Origin of the sequence: Streptomyces sp. NPDC059917 (assembly GCF_042730635.1) — a bacterium.
Lineage (GTDB): Bacteria > Actinomycetota > Actinomycetes > Streptomycetales > Streptomycetaceae > Streptomyces.
The window spans coordinates 1-14,076 of the sequence record NZ_JBHWLC010000054.1; the positions used below are offsets into that span (position 1 = coordinate 1).

The 14,076-nt window shown below is 74.0% G+C and carries 16 protein-coding genes and 1 pseudogene; 4 read left to right on the plus strand and 13 right to left on the minus strand.

Annotation, left to right across the window (positions count from 1 at the left end):
- Positions 1 to 26: 26 nt before the first annotated feature.
- Positions 27 to 1,043, plus strand: a pseudogene (locus tag ACFWAR_RS27050) (NlpC/P60 family protein); the annotation flags it as partial.
- A gap of 323 nt (positions 1,044 to 1,366) precedes the next feature.
- On the plus strand, positions 1,367 to 2,776 hold the full coding sequence (locus ACFWAR_RS27055; protein WP_385782204.1) for a SpoIIE family protein phosphatase: 1,410 nt from the start codon (positions 1,367 to 1,369) through the stop codon (positions 2,774 to 2,776).
- Between the two features lie 32 nt (positions 2,777 to 2,808).
- Here ACFWAR_RS27055 and ACFWAR_RS27060 read toward each other — a convergent pair whose 3' ends face one another.
- The 3 genes from ACFWAR_RS27060 to ACFWAR_RS27070 all read right to left on the minus strand — a co-directional run bounded on the left by ACFWAR_RS27060 (position 2,809) and on the right by ACFWAR_RS27070 (position 4,365).
- Positions 2,809 to 3,147, minus strand: coding sequence for a DUF2516 family protein (locus ACFWAR_RS27060; RefSeq protein ID WP_385782207.1), 339 nt, complete (start codon positions 3,145 to 3,147; stop codon positions 2,809 to 2,811).
- A gap of 183 nt (positions 3,148 to 3,330) precedes the next feature.
- Positions 3,331 to 3,915 (minus strand): hypothetical protein, encoded by a 585-nt coding sequence (locus ACFWAR_RS27065; RefSeq protein WP_385782210.1) that lies wholly within the window; start codon positions 3,913 to 3,915, stop codon positions 3,331 to 3,333.
- Positions 3,916 to 3,939: 24 nt separating this feature from the next.
- Positions 3,940 to 4,365 (minus strand): helix-turn-helix domain-containing protein, encoded by a 426-nt coding sequence (locus tag ACFWAR_RS27070; RefSeq protein ID WP_385782212.1) that lies wholly within the window; start codon positions 4,363 to 4,365, stop codon positions 3,940 to 3,942.
- A 114-nt stretch (positions 4,366 to 4,479) separates the two neighbouring features.
- Here ACFWAR_RS27070 and ACFWAR_RS27075 point away from each other — a divergent pair, with 114 nt between their 5' ends.
- A complete protein-coding gene (locus ACFWAR_RS27075) occupies positions 4,480 to 5,595 on the plus strand; it encodes a barstar family protein (protein ID WP_385782214.1) in 1,116 nt (371 codons plus the stop codon).
- 70 nt (positions 5,596 to 5,665) lie between these two features.
- Here the strand turns inward: ACFWAR_RS27075 and ACFWAR_RS27080 are convergent, their stop codons facing one another.
- The 7 genes from ACFWAR_RS27080 to ACFWAR_RS27110 all read right to left on the minus strand — a co-directional run bounded on the left by ACFWAR_RS27080 (position 5,666) and on the right by ACFWAR_RS27110 (position 11,402).
- Positions 5,666 to 6,076, minus strand: a complete 411-nt coding sequence (locus tag ACFWAR_RS27080) for a hypothetical protein (RefSeq protein ID WP_385782218.1) — start codon at positions 6,074 to 6,076, stop codon at positions 5,666 to 5,668.
- A gap of 104 nt (positions 6,077 to 6,180) precedes the next feature.
- A complete protein-coding gene (locus ACFWAR_RS27085; protein ID WP_385782221.1) occupies positions 6,181 to 7,314 on the minus strand; it encodes a serine hydrolase domain-containing protein in 1,134 nt (377 codons plus the stop codon).
- Positions 7,315 to 7,402: 88 nt separating this feature from the next.
- The gene (locus tag ACFWAR_RS27090; RefSeq protein WP_385782224.1) at positions 7,403 to 8,098 is read right to left on the minus strand and encodes a helix-turn-helix domain-containing protein; all 696 of its coding nucleotides are present in this window, start codon (positions 8,096 to 8,098) and stop codon (positions 7,403 to 7,405) included.
- Positions 8,099 to 8,150: 52 nt separating this feature from the next.
- Positions 8,151 to 8,990: a putative protein N(5)-glutamine methyltransferase gene (locus ACFWAR_RS27095; RefSeq protein WP_385782227.1), complete on the minus strand. Its 840-nt coding sequence runs from the start codon at positions 8,988 to 8,990 to the stop codon at positions 8,151 to 8,153.
- Between the two features lie 5 nt (positions 8,991 to 8,995).
- Positions 8,996 to 9,355 (minus strand): hypothetical protein, encoded by a 360-nt coding sequence (locus tag ACFWAR_RS27100; RefSeq protein ID WP_385782230.1) that lies wholly within the window; start codon positions 9,353 to 9,355, stop codon positions 8,996 to 8,998.
- A gap of 83 nt (positions 9,356 to 9,438) precedes the next feature.
- On the minus strand, positions 9,439 to 10,689 hold the full coding sequence (locus tag ACFWAR_RS27105; RefSeq protein WP_385782233.1) for a GNAT family N-acetyltransferase: 1,251 nt from the start codon (positions 10,687 to 10,689) through the stop codon (positions 9,439 to 9,441).
- Positions 10,690 to 10,781: 92 nt separating this feature from the next.
- Positions 10,782 to 11,402: an AmfC protein gene (locus ACFWAR_RS27110; protein ID WP_385782236.1), complete on the minus strand. Its 621-nt coding sequence runs from the start codon at positions 11,400 to 11,402 to the stop codon at positions 10,782 to 10,784.
- 133 nt (positions 11,403 to 11,535) lie between these two features.
- Between ACFWAR_RS27110 and dtd the strand changes: the two genes are divergently transcribed.
- Entirely contained in the window at positions 11,536 to 11,961 is a 426-nt protein-coding gene (dtd, locus tag ACFWAR_RS27115; protein ID WP_354381185.1) for a D-aminoacyl-tRNA deacylase, read from the plus strand.
- A 28-nt stretch (positions 11,962 to 11,989) separates the two neighbouring features.
- Here dtd and ACFWAR_RS27120 read toward each other — a convergent pair whose 3' ends face one another.
- The 3 genes from ACFWAR_RS27120 to ACFWAR_RS27130 all read right to left on the minus strand — a co-directional run bounded on the left by ACFWAR_RS27120 (position 11,990) and on the right by ACFWAR_RS27130 (position 14,075).
- A complete protein-coding gene (locus ACFWAR_RS27120) occupies positions 11,990 to 12,955 on the minus strand; it encodes a YgfZ/GcvT domain-containing protein (protein WP_385782239.1) in 966 nt (321 codons plus the stop codon).
- 10 nt (positions 12,956 to 12,965) lie between these two features.
- Complete coding sequence (locus ACFWAR_RS27125) at positions 12,966 to 13,415, minus strand: Fur family transcriptional regulator (protein ID WP_385782242.1); 450 nt, start codon at positions 13,413 to 13,415, stop codon at positions 12,966 to 12,968.
- Between the two features lie 87 nt (positions 13,416 to 13,502).
- The gene (locus ACFWAR_RS27130) at positions 13,503 to 14,075 is read right to left on the minus strand and encodes an FABP family protein (protein ID WP_385782244.1); all 573 of its coding nucleotides are present in this window, start codon (positions 14,073 to 14,075) and stop codon (positions 13,503 to 13,505) included.
- Position 14,076 lies beyond the last annotated feature (1 nt).

Here is a 14,076-nt window from a genome sequence, read left to right on the forward strand (position 1 = left end):
CTCGGAGATGTGTATAAGAGACAGCGGCCGCCCCGGCCGCCCCCGCCGCCCCGGCCGCCCCGGCGGCCCCCGCCGCGCCGGGCGCTCCGGCCGCTCCCGAGCCGGGGGCCAAGTCGCTGGAGCAGGTCCACAAGGAGATAGAGGCGCTGTACCGCCAGGCGGGCACCGCCACGGACGCCTACAACCTCGCGGTGGGCGAGGCCAAGACCCAGTCCGACAAGATCGTCGAGATCGCCAAGCAGGTGGTCGCCGGTCAGGAGCGGATCGCGACGCTCAAGAACCGCGCGGGCGCCGCGGCCCGCGCCCAGTACCGCTCGGGCGGCCTGCCGCCGGGCGCGCAGCTGGCCCTGAGCAACAGCCCCAGCATGTTCCTGAACGGCGCCGACCGGCTGCGCCAGGGCGAGAAGGCCGCCTCGGACACGCTCTCCGAGCTGTCCCGGACCCAGGCGGACCTCCAGCAGTACGCGGCGGACGCGAGCGCCCACTGGCAGACCCTGGAAGCCAACCGGGTCAAGCAGGAGAACGCCAAGAAGGAGATCGAGCAGAAGATCAAGGCCGCCGAGGAGCTGGAGAGCAAGCTCCAGGCCGAGGAGAAGGCCCGGCTCCTCCAGCTGGAGCAGGAGGAGCAGTACAAGGCGCAGACCGCCTGGCTGTCCACCGGCGCGCTCAAGGACATCAACGGCACGGCCTCGGAGGCGGGGAAGAAGGCGATCCAGTACGCCACCGCCCAGATCGGCAAGGCGTACGAGTGGGGCGCCGTGGGCCCGTCCACCTACGACTGTTCCGGCCTCACCTCCCAGGCGTGGCTGGCGGCGGGCCGGCCGATCCCCCGGACCTCGCAGGAGCAGCTGCGGCTGCTGCCGAAGGTCGCGGTGAAGGACATGCGGCCGGGCGACCTGATCATCTACTTCGACGACGCGAGCCACGTCGCCATGTACATCGGGGACGGCGCGATGGTGCACGCGCCCCGCACGGGGCGCAACATCACGATCGCGGGCGCGGGCTCGATGCCGATCAAGGCGATCGTCCGGCCGGACGCGTAGCGGGCGCGGGAGCCGGGCGCGGGAGCCGGGCACGGATCCGGGCGCGGCTGTCGGTCCGGGGCGGTTCCGGTTGTGGTGGGGGCTCCGGTCCCGGGTGGGGTGGAGCCCGCGGGCACGGTTCCGCTTCCCCGCGGCGCCGGTCCCGGTCGGCGGGACGCGGGCGCGCCGCGAGGTGACGTTGGTCATCCCAGGACGGGCCATCCCACGCGATAAGGGCATATGCCGGGGGCGGCCGCCGGCCACACCATTCACGTGCCGGGCGGGGACCGCTAGGGTCGGGGCGCACGAGCGCACCCTCGGGGGGAGGGAAGGAACCGGAGACGATGCCCGCATCCGTACCGCGGCAGAGGGACACCCCGCCCGCGGAAAGCGGTCAGGCCCGCCCGCCCGCCACGTACGCCGTCGTACCGCCCCAGCCGGGCGGCACGGCCCGGTCCGGCACGCCCGAGACCGGTACGCCCCCGTCCGGCGGCGCCGCGCACCCGGGGACGCCCCGCACCGCGGCGGACCGCCTCGGCGCGACCCCTTCGGGAGCGGCCCAGCCCGCCGGCCCGCAGGCCCTGACGCTGCTGGTGATCCAGGACGACCCGGCCGGTCTCACCGTGCCCGAGATCCTCGACTCCGACGGCCACCGCATCCGCATCCGCACCGCCCGCAACCTCACCGAGGCGGAGCGGCTGCTCACCCATGACGTGCACTGCATCCTGCTCGACCTGTCCCTGCCCGGCGGCGGCGCCGACCCGGTGGACGACGAGCTCGCGACCCTGCGCCAGGTGCTGCGCATGGCCCCGCGCCACGCCGTCCTGGTCCTGACCGCCGAGGCCGACGCCGAGCGGGCCGCCGAGGCGGTCCGCGTCGGCGCCCAGGACTTCCTCTTCGGCAGCGAGCTGGACGGGCGGCTGCTGAGCCGCGCCATCCGCTACGCGGTGGAGCGAAAACGCGCCGACATCGCCCAGTACAAGCTGGCCGAATCCCGGCTGCGCGCCCAGGAGAACGCCCGCCTGGAACGCGGCCTGCTCCCCCACCCCCTGCTGGAGGGCTCGGACCTGCGCTTCGCCGCCCGCTACCACGCGGGCCGCAGCCGGGCCCTGCTCGGCGGCGACTTCTACGACACCGTCCGCACCCCCGACGGCACCGTCCACGCGATGATCGGCGACGTGTGCGGCCACGGCCCGGACGAGGCGGCCCTCGGCGTGGAGCTGCGCATCGCCTGGCGCGCGCTGACGCTGGCGGGTCTGTGCGGGGACGATCTGCTGGCGACGCTCCAGGAGGTCCTGGAGGTGGAACGTCCCTGCGAGGAGATCTTCGCGACCCTGTGCACCGTGGACATCTCCCCGGACGGGCGCCGCGCGGGGCTGTGCCTCGCGGGCCATCCGGCCCCGCTCATATCCGGGCCGGGCCGCCCCGCACGGCTGCTCCCCTACGACGACAGCGGCCCGGCACTGGGACTGCTGCCGCGGGCCCGCTGGCCCCGCCGCCAGGTCGAGCTCGGCGGCACCTGGAGCCTGATGCTCTACACGGACGGCCTGATCGAGGGGCGGATCGGCGCCGGGCGCGAGCGCCTCGGCCAGGACGGCATGGTCGAGATGATCAACCGGCACCTCGGCCGCGGCCTGCGCGGCGAGGGCCTGCTGGAAGCGGCCGTCACCGAGGCCCGCCGCCTCAACGGCGGCGAGCTCACCGACGACGTCGCCGTCGTGCTCCTGGACCGCCTGGACCGCACGGCCGGCTGACGGCGGCGGTCGCGGCGGCGCGGCGGTGGTGGCTAGCGGCCGCCGTTGTAGGGGCCGTACGGGCCGTCGCTGCTGCTGCCGCCCTTGCGCTTCCCGCCGCCCGAGACCTGCCTGACGGCGGGGCGTACGTCGACGAAGAAGACGATGGTCGCGACCAGCCCGGCGATCTGCAGGAACAGCAGGGCGAGGAAGAAGTCCACCACGACCGTGACGCCGAGGATCACGAGCCAGAAGGTCTTGGTCTGCTTGTTGGCGGCCCGGTAGGCGTCCTCGCGGGGCAGCAGCGCGAGGACGAACGCCGCGACGGCGAGCGCCAACATGGCGTAACCCAGCAGGGGGAGCACCTCATTGTTGAAACCCTGCATCAACATCGAATCGACCGCCTTCTCGCGCGTGCTTGCGTCAGAACGCCCCCGTCGCCACGCTACCGGCTGAGCGACCTCGTGGAAGGACAACGGACCGGGCCCCGGCAAAGGTGCCCGGTCCGGTCCGTGTCATGCGTCCGGGGTACCGCGTACCGCCCGCGGCGCCGCGGGCGCCCCGGTCGGGCTGCCTCAGCTGGCGTCGTCCGGCGCGGCGGCGGCCTTCTTGGCCGTGCTCTTGCGCGCGGAGGTCCGCTTCGCGGCGGGCTTGTCCTCACCGGCGGGCGCGTCGTCGACCGGCTCGGCCGGGGCGACGACCACGGCCACGGGGGCGGGCGCGGGCTCCGGCTCGACGATCTCGGCGATGTCGACGATCTCCTCGGAGACCTCGCCGCGCCAGGCGCGCACGGCCTGCTCGCCGTGCTCGGCGACCTTGTCGTAGGTCTCCTTGGCGCGCACCGCGTACTCCGCCGCGACGCCCACCCCGCGCAGCGCCAGGTCCTGCGCGCTCTCCCCGAGCTTCTTCGGGTCGAAGGCCCCGAGGACCTCGGCGACCTTGGCGGTCACCGCTTCCTGGGCCTCGCGCGCCTTGTCCTGCACGACCTTCGGGTCGGTGTTCTTCACGGCCTCGATCCGCGCGGGGGCCTCGGCGCGCAGCTGCTCGATGAGCCCGGGCACCTTCTTGGCCTGCTGCACCGCGAGGTCCGCGGTACCGGCGGCGAAGTAGAGCGGGGTCGGGTCGGTGAGGGTCTTCTTCAGGTCATCGGCGATGGCCATGTGCTGGTCCTCCCGGATCACAGTTCAGTTCGTGTGGGGCATCGCGTCGTCGGGGCCGGAGCCGGAGCCGGAGCCCGCTGCCGCCGTGGCCTCGGCCTCGGCGTCGAGCGCGTTCTCCTTGCGGAACGACTCGTAGATCTGCAGCAGGACCTGCTTCTGCCGCTCGTTGATCGACGGGTCGGCGAGGATGACGGCGCGCGTCTCCACCTCGTCGCGGTCTCGCTCGTCGAGGATCCCGGCCTGCACGTACAGCGTCTCCGCGGAGATCCGCAGCGCCTTGGCCAGCTGCTGCAGGATGTCCGCGCTCGGCTTGCGCAGCCCGCGCTCGATCTGGCTGAGGTACGGATTGGACACCCCCGCCGCATCGGCCAGTTGCCGCAGCGAGAGCTGAGCCTGCCGCCGCTGCTCGCGGAGGTACTCGCCGAGGTTCCCGACGTTGAGCGATGCCATGCCCCGATCCTGCCGCACTCTGCTAACTATTGCAAGCAGCTGCTTGCAATAACTCCCACCCGCCCCACCGCCGACCGCGGGGGCGGGGCGTGATCGATGGTGGGCGGCCCGGGGATGATGGCCACCGTGCACGAGGACGAGAACGAGCGCGTGAGCGCGCGGTACACGCTGACCGGGACCCGGACCGGGACCGAGCACGGGCGGGTCTGGGGCGCCTGCGGCGAGGTGGAGGGACTCTTCGGGGAGTCCGGGCGCGAGACGTACGAACTGCGGGGGTGGGTTCCGCAGGATCGCGGCGCGCCCGCCTGGGTCGGCGAGCAGGTGTGGCTGGTGCCGGACGACGAGGCGCTCGACGCCTGGCTGCTGGAGGACGCGCAGAGCGTGGAGCACCGCCTCCCCGGGGCGGACGGTCTGCTGCTCACCGGCACGGACGACTACCTGGGCCCACCCGAAGGGCACCGGGGGCGCGTACGCCTGCACGACGGGCACCGCTGGCTGGGCTCCTGCCGGGAGTTCGCCCGCGTCCTGCCGCCCGAGCAGCCGCCGCCCCCGCTGATCCTGCGGGGGCTCGCCCCGAGCGACCGGCTCAGGGCGGCGCTGGCGAAGGGCACCCGGCGGGCGCTGGATCTGGGGGAGGCGGCCCTGGAGGTGCGCGACGGCGCGGGTGAGCCGCTCACCGATCGGCTCCTGCAGCAGGCCACGGTCAGCGGCTGGCGTCCGTCCGCCCGCGGAGGGGACCTGATCGACCTGGAGCTCGACGGGGACCGCTTCACGCCCGTTCCCGAACACGCCCGGCCCGTCTGGGAACGGTGGCTCTCCGGGCCGCCGGACGCCGTGAACGCCTGGGCCGGCCTCGACACCCGCCGCCGCGGCGCCTGGCGCGATCTCGTCCGGGAGCGGGGCTGCCGACGCACCCACCGCGACCGTCCGGCCGGGCACTCCTATGTACTCGACGGCCGGCACGTCACCGATGAACCAGCCCTCTACCTGGCGCTCGGCGAGGCCGTCAACGGGCCCGGCGGATACTTCGGCAGCTCTCTCGCCGGCCTCGACGACTGCCTGAGCGGCGCCTTCGGCCACACCGCCCCCGCCACCCTGCTGTGGCGAGACGCCGCGACCGCCCGACGGCACCTGTCCCACGCCCTGACGCCGGACGGCCGGCCCTACGACCTGTTCGGCGCGGTCGTCGAGACCCTGGCCCAAAGGGGCATGGGCGTCACCATGGCGTGAGGCGGGGGCGGCGGGGGTGCGGTACGGGGTGGGCCCTGGCGGTGTCCGCCCCGTACCGCGCTCGGCGGCGTCAGCCCTTGCAGGCCGTGGTGGTGTCGCCGTCCTTGCAGATGCGGACCCAGGGGCCGTCCCAGAAGGTGTACGGGCCCATCGTGGCGGACACGTCGATCGTGCCGGGGCCGCACTGCTTCTGCGGTGCCTTGACCCAGATCTGGGGACCGCGCGGCTTGCCGATGAAGCCGACGCCGACCGAGACCGTGTAACAGGCCTTGGGGTCCGTGACCTTGAGGGTGCCCTTCGCCGTCACCGTGCCCGCGTTGTTCACCCACGCGGTGCTGACCGTGCCGGTGCTGCTCGCACCGGTGACGCTCGTGTCCCAGGGGGCGGAGATGACCGAGTCGGCGGAGGCGGTGCCCGCGCCGACGGCCAGCACGAGCGCGGCGCCGGTGGTTGCGGTGGCGAGGGTCGTGAGCTTGCGCATGCCGTTGCGTCCTTTCGTCGTGGCCGTGCCGATGCGCACCGCCGAAGGGACGCTACGAAGCCCGCATATCGCACCGATATCGCGGCGGACGACGGCCCGGCCGGTCAGCGTTGGCACAGGGCCGTGTCGACCAGGGTGGCCATGCGGTCGATGGTGGCCTTGTCGGTCGGCTGCGCGGTCACCGCGATGTTCGCGGCGCGGCCCCGGGCGGTGACGCCGCCGCGGGTCTCGTACCCCGGGAAGCTGCCGCCGTGGCCCCAGTAGACGCCGCCGCACGACAGCGGGAAGCTCGCGAGGCCCAGGCCGTAGCGGGCGCCGGGGCCGAAGAACTCGGCGGAGACCGTGGTCCGCATCTGGTCCAGTTGGGCCTTCGGCAGCAGGTCGCCGGAGAGGAGCGCGCCGTAGAAGCGGTTGAGGTCCGCGTTGGTGGAGATCAGCCCGCCCGCCGCCCAGGCCCAGGAGGGGTCCATCTCCGTGACGTCGCGCGGCGGGGCGCCCGCGGCCTCCCGGTCGTAACCCTTGGGGTGGGGCTCCCGGATGGTGATGTCGCCGGAGGCGGGGAAGTAGGTGTGGCGCAGCCCGACGGGCCGGATGACGCGCCGGTCGATCTCCTCGCCGATCGGCCGGTGGGTGACCGCCTCGACGATCATGCCGGCCAGCACGTAGTTCGTGTTGCTGTACTCCCACTTCCGGCCCGGCTCGAAGTGGCCCTCGTGCCGCAGGGCGATGTCGACGAGTTCGCGGGGTTCGTAGTGGCGCAACTGGAGGTCGTACTCGGTGTAGTTGGGCAGACCGCTGGTCTGCTGCAACAGGTGTCGCACGGTGATCCGGCGGCCGTCGATCCGCTCGCCGCGCACCAGCCCCCGCAGGTATTCGTCGACCGGGGTGTCGAGGCCGACCTTCCCCTCGGCCACCAGTTGCAGCACGACCACCGCGGTGAAGGCCTTGGTGTTGCTGCCGATCCGCACCTGCCCGTCCGCGGGCACCGGCGCCCCGGTGGCCAGGTCGCCGACGCCCGCGGTGTACGAACGCGAGCGCCCGCCCGGCCCCTTGACGCTCGCCAGCGCCCCGGGCAGGCCGTCCTCGCGCACCAGCGCGTCCAGACCCCGCTGGACGGAGTCCGGGCGGGCGGTGGCGGCGATCGCCGCGGGCGACGCCAGCCCCGACAGCGCCAGGACGGCGCCGGCCAGCACGGCCCCGAGCGGGGAGGGGAACCTCTGCCACGTCTGCACACGCACGGGCCAACTCCTGATCGATGGTGGGGAATCCGGCGGTACGCACCGGCCTGACCAGCATGTCCCGGGCCGCCCACCCGCCACGACCCCGCTAACCGCCCGGTGCGGGCGGGGGTTGGCCCCCCTGCGCCCCGGGTGCCTGCCGGGGTTTGGCGCGGACGTGCATGCGCTCGCCCTGTCGGCCGAAGAGGCTGAGCAGCTCGACCGGGCGGCCGTCCGCACTGCTGAACCAGTGGGGCACGCGGGTGTCGAACTCCGCCACCTCGCCGGGGCCGAGGACCAGGTCGTGGTCGGCGAGGACCAGGCGCAGGCGGCCGTCCAGGACGTACAGCCACTCGTAGCCCTCGTGCGTGCGCAGGTCCGGTTCGGCGCCCCGGTCCGTGATGACCATCTTGAACGCCTGGAGCGGTCCCGGGCTCCGGGACAGGGCGACGGAGGTTCCGCCGTGCGGCAGGGCGCGCGGGGTCAGCCGCACCCGCGGGTCCCCCACCTCCGGCGCACCCACCAGGTCGTCCAGCGGCACCCCGTACGCGTCGGCGAGCGGCAGCAGCAGGTCCAGGCCGGGGCGGCGCTGCCCGGACTCCAGCCGGGACAGGGTGCTCGTGGAGATCCCGGTCGTCGCGGCGAGCGCGGCCAGGGTCAGGCCGCGGCGGGCGCGCAGCCGCCGCAGCCGCGGGCCGACCCCGTCCAGGACGGCCCGGTACCGCGAGGAGGCCCCGCCCGGGGCCGCGTCCGACCCGGCGGCCTCCGGCCCGACGCCCTGCCCGGTGTCCCGCTGCGTGTCCATACGGGCATTCCACCCGCTCGCCCCGCCACCGGCAAACTCCCGGGCCCCCGCCCTACAGCGCCGCCGTGCCGATGACCACGGTCGCTTCGAGTTCCTCCGAGGACACCACCGCGACCGCGCCGAAGCCGGCCGTCGTCAACGCCTCGGCGGTCCGCGGCGCCTGGTGCCCGCCGGTCTCGATCAGCAGCCGCCCGCCCGGCGCGAGCCACGGCAGGGCCCCCGCCGCGACCCTGCGCTGCACGGCGACCCCGTCCGCGCCGCCGTCGAGGGTGGCCAGCGGTTCGTGCTCGCGGGCCTCCGGCGGCAGCAGCGCGATCCGGTCCGTGGGCACGTACGGCGCGTTCGCGACCAGCAGGTCCACCGCGCCCAACAGCCGGGTGGGCAGCGGACCGTAGAGATCGCCGGCGTAGACCCGGCCGCCGTACGGCGCCACGTTGCGCGCCGCGTACGAGACGGCCACCGGATCGATGTCGACGGCGTGCAGCTCCACCCCGCCCCCGCCGTCCCGCCCACCCAGCCGCGCCGCCACGGCCGCACCGACGGCGCCCACCCCGCAGCACAGGTCCAGCACCACCGCACCGGCCCGCGTCCCGGCCGCGGCCTCGCGCACCAGGAACTCGCTGCGGCGGCGCGGTACGAAGACCCCCGCGCCCACCTCCATCCGCAGCCCGCAGAACTCGGCCCAGCCCACCACGTGTTCCAGCGGCTGACCGGCCACCCGGCGCGCCACCAGCGCGGCCAGGTCGGCGCCTTCCGCCGCGGCGGCCAGCAGCAGCTCCGCCTCCTCCTCCGCGAAGACGCAGCCCGCCGCGCGCAGGACGGCGACGAGGCCCTCCCCGGCGAGGGAGCGGAGCGGGGACGGGAGCGGGGGAATCGGAGACTTCGAAGACAAAGGGCTCAGTCCTCCAGGACCGCGACGTCGAGGTGTGCCAGCCGGACGGGGTCCGCCAGGATGTCGATCGCGGCGACGAGGGCGCCGCTGACCGTGAAGCCCGTGACCGCTACCGGCCTGCCGTCGGGCACCGTGACCGCGCCGGGCGCGCCGTCGACCGGCGCGGGCCGCGCGCAGGGCGACGGCCGCCGGAAGGTGAGCGCCCGCCGGGCCACCCCGCCCGTGTCGGAGCGGTCCCACCCCAGCCGGGCCTCCCGGACGGCGTCCTCGGCCTCGGCCGGGGAGCCGAGCATGCGGCGGGCGACGGCCCGCGGGTGCGTGCGCTGCTCCTCGAACCGTGCCGCCGCAAGATCGCTCTCGTCCATCCCGTGCTCCGCTCCCCCGCCGCCCGTCGTCCTCGTGCCGTCCGTCGTCCCTATGACGCATCCGGGGCCCCCGTGGACGCCGCTCAGAAGACGTCGGGGCACCAGGGTCGCCGTGCGGTGCGGAAGACCGCGTCCGCCAGGGCCAGCGCCCCGGGGCGCAGTTCCTCGATCCCGCCCAGCGCGGCCCACCGCACGGCGGAGCCGTCGCCCAGGTAGAGCGAGCCGAGCCGCGCCACGTCCAGGCGCAGGTCCGCGGGCTCGGTGGTCGGGGCGCAGGCGGCCGCTCCCGTCCCCGCGACCAGCCGGAAGCGGCCGCCGGCGAGCCCGGCCGGGTCCGTGACCTCCAGGACGAGGCTCCCGGGCACGGCGTACGTGCGCGCGCCGAGCGCCGCCGCGACGTCCAGCAGCCGCACCCACAGGTAGTCGGCGTCGGTCACCAGGCGGGCGGAGCGCGGGTCGGGCAGCAGCAGCGGGACCAGGTCGTCCGGGGCCCGGTAGCCGGTGCGCACCTTCATCACCCAGTCGATCGAGCACAGGTAGTGCCACAGCGCCCGCTGCGCCGCCACGGTGGTCGCGATGAGGTCCTTGACCTCGACGGTGTTGAGCGGCACCTTGGCGTCGGTCCAGTGGTCGTCCGCCAGGTAGCTGACCACTCCCTCCACCTCACCGGCGGCCGAGCGGTAGACCGCGAAGAACCGGGGCTTGTAGGGGCGGACGGAGATCTCCTCCAGGCCGGTGGCCAGGTTCCACCAGCGCTCCGGACGGTCGATCGCGCCGTGCGTCGCGGCGCGCAGCCGCTCGTGCACGGCGGGGCCCACCCGGCGCATCTCGGCGGCGTCCACCAGGTCGATCCGGCCGCCGTCCGCGGGGGCGGCCCAGCGGGGGTCGAGTCCGGTGCGCGGGACGTCGATCTCCCACTCCGAGACGGCGGTGGCGGGCCCGTACCCGTAGCGGCCGTAGATGGGGTACTCGGCGGCGATCAGCGTCGACAGCACGTCGCCGCGCTCCTTGGCGGCGGAGAGCTCGGCGCGCATCATCCGGCCGAGCAGGCCGCGGCGCCGGTGCGTGGGCGACACGGTGACGTTGGAGACCGCGCTCGCGGGCAGCTGCGCGCCGCCCGGCACGGTGATCTGCTGCGCGAACGAACGGAAGGTGCCCACGCAGCGGCCGGTGTCCGTGTCGAAGGCGCCCTGGGTGCGGGTGAGGTCCGTGTACGCGGCGCGCTGGACGATGTCCGACTCGGTGACCGGCGTGGCGGTCAGGAAGCCGGTCGCCACGGCGCCCAGCCACGAGGGCAGTTCGGATTCGGCGATGGTCCGGACGTCGATGCTCATGACGGGCCACGCTAATCGCGCCGCGGCACCGGGTCGCCCCATTTTCCGGCGCCGGACCGGCGGGGCGGCGCGGCCGGTCGGACCGGCACGGGTCAGACCAGCAGGTCGTCGACCTGCGCCTCGCCCTCCCGGTAGCGCCGGGTGATCTCCGCGCTGCAGTCGTCCGCCGTGTGCTGCAACTGCTGCCGGCGGCGCGAGACCTGCTGCTCGTAGCGGACCAGCTTGCCCATGCCCTCGTGCAGTTCGCCGTCCGTACGGGCGCCCAGGTCCGACAGCTCGACGTCGGCCAGCATCTCCGCCGCGAGCAGCCGGTACTCCTCGCTGTGCGGGGTGCCGAGCGTGACGTGGCGCGCGGAGGCGCTGCGGCTGGAGGGGGCGTCGGCGAGGATCTCGGAGAGCCGGTCGACGACGGGGGACTCGGGATCGGTGCGGCGGGCCAGTTCGGCGCGCAGGATGTCGATCCGGCCCTGCAGGAGTCTGCGGACGTAGCTCAGGTCGGCCTCGTCGCGCTGCGCGTCGCGGCGCAGCGCGCGCAGCTCGGGCAGGCCGAGCGAGACGGCGGGCCGCTGCGGGTCCCCGGTGGCCGTGGCCGTGCCGGTGCGCTGCGCGGGCGGCCGGGCCACGGAGGTCGCCGTGGAGAGCGTCGTGGACGTTGCCGTGGAGGTCACTGAGGTGTCGGTGCCGGTGCCCGTGCCGGTGCCAGAAGTGTTCATGCGTTCGTGTCCGTCCCCTCGACCGGTGCATGGCAGCACCGCCTGCGAGCATCGTGCCACTCTCCGTGGTCCGGATGCAGGTCCACTGCACCCGATCGGCCCCGGACGGGTGCACGCCTGGTACACAGGTCGTATGCGAGCAGTGGTGCAGAGGGTGGACGGCGCGAGCGTCGTCGTCGCGGGCGAGACCGTCGGCGAGATCGTCGGTGAGGGACTGTGCGTGTTGGTGGGGGTGACCCACGACGACACACCGGAGAAGGCCGCGCTGCTGGCGCGCAAGCTGTGGTCCGTACGGATCCTGGAGGCGGAGAAGTCCTGCAGCGACGTGGACGCGCCGCTGCTGGTGGTCTCCCAGTTCACGCTCTACGGCGACGCCCGCAAGGGCCGCCGCCCCACCTGGAACGCGGCCGCTCCGGGGCCGGTCGCCGAGCCGCTGGTGGACGAGGTCGTCGCCCAACTGCGGGCCCTCGGGGCGACGGTGGCGACGGGCCGGTTCGGTGCGGACATGCGCGTCTCGCTCACCAACCACGGCCCGTTCACCATCGTCATCGACATCTGAGGCGGTACGGGGGGACGGCGCCGGGGCGCTACGGCGCCACGACGACCTCCTGCGCGGCCGCGATCGTGCCCGCCAGCAGCTGCGCGTCCACCGCGACGTTCCGCTTCACCAGCGCGAGGGCGATCGGGCCCAGCTCGTGGTGGCGGACCGCGGTGGTGACGAAGCCGAGCTGGCGGCCCTCCGCGCCGTCGGCGGCCAGCCGCACGGGCGTGCCGTGCGGCGGGAGCAGGACGTCCGAGCCGTCCAGGTGCAGGAAGACCAGGCGGCGCGGCGGCTTCCCCAGGTTGTGGACGCGGGCGACCGTCTCCTGCCCCCGGTAGCAGCCCTTCTGCAGGTGGACGGCGGTGCCGATCCAGCCCAGCTCGTGCGGAATCGTGCGGTGGTCGGTCTCGGCGCCGAGCCGCGGGCGGTGGGCCTCCACGCGCAGCGCCTCGTAGGCGTCCAGACCGGCGGCCGGGCCGTGCGCGGCGGCGAAGGCCGCCAGCTCCGCGCGGGGCAGGAAGACGTCGCGGCCGTACGCGGTCTCCCGTACGGCGTGCTCCTTGGCCACCTCGGCGGTCGAACCGGCCGGGAGGTGCACGACGGCGAAGTCGCCGGTGCGGTCGGCGGTTTCGACGCGGTAGAAGAACTTCATCGACTCCAGGTAGGCGAGCAGCGCCTCCTGGGTGCCGGGCTCGACGTGCGCCCACACCGTCTCGCCGTCGTCGACCAGGTAGAGGGCGTGCTCGATGTGCCCGTTCGCGGAGAGGATCAGCGCCTCGGTGGCCTGTCCGGCCGGCAGTTCGGTGAGGTGCTGGGTGAGCAGCAGGTGCAGCCAGGACAGCCGTTCGGGACCGGAGACGGTGATGACGCCACGGTGCGAGAGGTCCACGAAGCCGCGGCCGTCGGCGAGGGCGCGCTGTTCGCCGTACAGCTCTCCGTAGTGGGCTGCTACGCCCTCGTCACGGCCTTCTGCCGCCACTGCACCGGGAAGATTGAGCAAAGGGCTGGTCATGGACCCCAGCCTACGACTGCGCCTGTGCCGGTGCGGCAGCCGCCTTCGCGGTGCAGTCGCGGCAGCGCCCGAAGATCGCGAAGTGCTTCATGTCGGTCTCGAAGCCGAACTCGGCGCGCAGCTTCGCGGTGAAGTCGGCGGCCACGTCCACGTCCGCCTCGATCACCCCGGTGCAGTCCCGGCAGACCAGGTGGATGTGGTGGTGCCGGTCGGCGAGGTGGTAGGTCGGCGCCCCGTGTCCGAGGTGGGCGTGCGAGACCAGGCCCAGCTCCTCCAGCAGCTCCAGGGTCCGGTACACGGTGGAGATGTTGATCCCGGAGGCGGTCTTGCGGACGTGCACGAGGAGCTCGTCGGGGGTGGCGTGTTCGAGAACGTCCACCGCTTCCAGCACGAGCTGGCGCTGCGGGGTCAGGCGGTATCCCCGTTGGCGCAGGTCACTCTTCCAGTCGGTGCTCACCACGGGCCCAGTGTAGGCGCGCGGAAGGGGACCGCGGAGGTTCCGCGGTCCCCTTTCACCGTGCGTAGCCGCCGTGGTGCCCCGCGGGGCTCAGCGGAAGAAGGCGATGCCGTCGTCGGGCATGTCCGGGAGGTTGCGCGCCATCTCGGCGACCTCCTCGGGCGTGACGACCTTCTTCAGCTGCGCGGACATGTACGGGCGCAGCTCGATCTCCGGGGTGGCCTTCTCGCCGACCCACATCAGGTCGCCCTTGACGTAGCCGTAGAGCCGCTTGCCGCCGCTGTGCGGGCGGGAGGCCGCGGTGCGCGCGACCGCGTCGGTGATCAGGTCGATCTGGGGCTTCTGGTCGGCCAGGTCGCCGTACCAGATCTCCACGACGCCCTGGTCGCGGACCATGACGACCTCGACCTTGCGCTCCTTGTCGATGCGCCAGTAGCCCTTCTCGGACTCCAGCGGGCGGACCTTCTTGCCGTCGGCGTCGAGGACCCACGTGTGCGAGGAGTACTCCAGGAAGTCCCGGCCGTCGTGGGCGAAGACGACCTCCTGGCCGAAGTTGCACTTCTCTTCACCGGGGTAGTCGAAGACGCCCGCGCCCTCCCAGGTACCGAGGAGGAAGGCGAGGGGCAGGAGGTCCGGGTTCAGGTCGGACGGGATCTGGATCATG

What these genes read in the sequence shown, in the direction of transcription:
- ACFWAR_RS27075 (WP_385782214.1), top strand. Translation starts at nt 4,480, where the DNA reads ATGATGGCCACCGTGCACGAGGACGAGAACGAGCGCGTGAGCGCGCGG.
- ACFWAR_RS27110 (WP_385782236.1), bottom strand. Translation starts at nt 11,402, where the DNA reads ATGAACACTTCTGGCACCGGCACGGGCACCGGCACCGACACCTCAGTG.
- ACFWAR_RS27090 (WP_385782224.1), bottom strand. Translation starts at nt 8,098, where the DNA reads ATGGACACGCAGCGGGACACCGGGCAGGGCGTCGGGCCGGAGGCCGCC.
- ACFWAR_RS27130 (WP_385782244.1), bottom strand. Translation starts at nt 14,075, where the DNA reads ATGATCCAGATCCCGTCCGACCTGAACCCGGACCTCCTGCCCCTCGCC.
- dtd (WP_354381185.1), top strand. Translation starts at nt 11,536, where the DNA reads ATGCGAGCAGTGGTGCAGAGGGTGGACGGCGCGAGCGTCGTCGTCGCG.
- ACFWAR_RS27060 (WP_385782207.1), bottom strand. Translation starts at nt 3,147, where the DNA reads ATGTTGATGCAGGGTTTCAACAATGAGGTGCTCCCCCTGCTGGGTTAC.
- ACFWAR_RS27100 (WP_385782230.1), bottom strand. Translation starts at nt 9,355, where the DNA reads ATGGACGAGAGCGATCTTGCGGCGGCACGGTTCGAGGAGCAGCGCACG.
- ACFWAR_RS27105 (WP_385782233.1), bottom strand. Translation starts at nt 10,689, where the DNA reads ATGAGCATCGACGTCCGGACCATCGCCGAATCCGAACTGCCCTCGTGG.
- ACFWAR_RS27080 (WP_385782218.1), bottom strand. Translation starts at nt 6,076, where the DNA reads ATGCGCAAGCTCACGACCCTCGCCACCGCAACCACCGGCGCCGCGCTC.
- ACFWAR_RS27070 (WP_385782212.1), bottom strand. Translation starts at nt 4,365, where the DNA reads ATGGCATCGCTCAACGTCGGGAACCTCGGCGAGTACCTCCGCGAGCAG.
- ACFWAR_RS27120 (WP_385782239.1), bottom strand. Translation starts at nt 12,955, where the DNA reads ATGACCAGCCCTTTGCTCAATCTTCCCGGTGCAGTGGCGGCAGAAGGC.
- ACFWAR_RS27065 (WP_385782210.1), bottom strand. Translation starts at nt 3,915, where the DNA reads ATGGCCATCGCCGATGACCTGAAGAAGACCCTCACCGACCCGACCCCG.
- ACFWAR_RS27055 (WP_385782204.1), top strand. Translation starts at nt 1,367, where the DNA reads ATGCCCGCATCCGTACCGCGGCAGAGGGACACCCCGCCCGCGGAAAGC.